This window comes from uncultured Holdemanella sp. (genome assembly GCF_934772795.1).
In the GTDB taxonomy this organism is placed as follows: domain Bacteria; phylum Bacillota_I; class Bacilli_A; order Erysipelotrichales; family Erysipelotrichaceae; genus Holdemanella.
This window is the reverse complement of sequence record NZ_CAKVMR010000128.1, coordinates 1-1,573: the sequence shown is the minus strand read 5'-3', so window position 1 is coordinate 1,573 and position 1,573 is coordinate 1. Positions and strand designations below refer to the sequence as shown.

Below are 1,573 nucleotides of genomic sequence, written 5' to 3'. Positions count from 1 at the left end.
ACCCAAAAGCAAAAACCAGAAATACACTACCGTTCATTCCAAATAACCAAGAAGCAGGGCATTGGGTCTCATTTCCCGTCGCTCAAGTTGTTTGAGGTGTTGAAATTCATTCAATCCTCATGTTATTTGAAAATTAATTTTTTGACACCTCATCAAATTTTGAAGCGCCAATTTATTGCATGTCTCAAAAACAAAAAGTGACATCGTTTAAAATGTCACTTTGTCAACACTCTGAAACGCAGTGTCTTCCACTACGTTTATCTTTTACTTTGCTGCACTGTCTGCTGCAATCACAGATTCAATCTGCTTCATTAAAGCATCATAGTTTTCCTGATTATCAACACCACCAAGTAATGGTTCACCTACGATCTTGCCATTTCTATCAACAAGAACTGTTGTAGGGAATGCCATGATATTAGATGCATACTTACCTACATCACAAGAAGAATCAATAGAAAGATTACGATACTTTGCACCCTGCTGTTCCAGAACTTTCTTAGCATCTTTGATTGCAGATTCACTTCCATCAAATGTATCTGTATTGATGCCTACAACTTCTCCACCCTTTGCCTTGATTGCTTCATTCAATTTATTCAACTTTGGAAGTTCTTCAACACAAGGTTTGCATCCGGTAAACCAGAAATTCAAAACTGTGACTGCATTCTTAGAGAAAAGACTCTTATCTACTTTATTACCATCAAAATCTACACCAGATAAATCCGCAAATGAACTTTCACTGGAACTTTCTTCACTGGATGCAGATGTACTCTGCTTGCTTTCAAGTTCAGAAATCTTCTTTTCAATTTCACGGATCTTTTCAAGATCTTCCGTTAATGTTTTATATTCTTCTTCTGTAAATTCATCTTTGTTTCCTTCAACCGCAGATGCCAGGTATTCTGCATAATCTGCATTAGGATCCGCATTTCCCTTGTTCATCATATTAAACACCTTATCCCAGGCTTCCTTATGATCCGCAAACAATTGATTTTCCTGCTGATATAAATCATTCAATTCAGGATTCGTTTCTCCTGCTGTTTCAGAAGATGAGGAAGACTGTGTCGTATTGCTTACAGCACTGTTTGTTTTTGTGGAACAGGCTGTAAGTGCTAATACTGCACTTAAAGTAACGATCTTAAAAATGTTTTTTGATAAATTCATGTTTTATTTCTCCTTTAACTTATTTTTTATCTTTTGATACATCTTTTCCCATAAATTGATAATGGATTGCATTTTTCGGACACACTTTCATACATGCCCCGCATCGAATACATTCCGGATGATTTGGTGTCTTCAATACATTTACATCCATCTTACATGCTTTTGTACACTGCTGACATCCAACACACTTATCATGTTCAACCTGAATACTAAGCAATGACACTTTATTAAATAAAGAATAAATTGCCCCAAGTGGACAGATCCACTTACAGAATGGACGATAGAATAGAATACTCAACACAATCACACTCACAAGAATCACACTCTTAAATGTAAATAATTTTCCAAGAGCAGAACGAATTGCCGCATTTCCAAGTGATAAAGGAATTGCCCCTTCCAATACACCTTGTGGACA

General features: G+C 36.3%; 2 protein-coding genes. Both read right to left on the bottom strand.

The window, feature by feature from the left end:
- Positions 1 to 264: 264 nt before the first annotated feature.
- A complete protein-coding gene (locus Q0F04_RS11850; RefSeq protein WP_295753545.1) occupies positions 265 to 1,158 on the bottom strand; it encodes a TlpA disulfide reductase family protein in 894 nt (297 codons plus the stop codon).
- A gap of 19 nt (positions 1,159 to 1,177) precedes the next feature.
- A partial coding sequence (locus tag Q0F04_RS11845; protein ID WP_295753543.1) for a 4Fe-4S binding protein occupies positions 1,178 to 1,573 on the bottom strand: 396 nt, incomplete at its 5' end.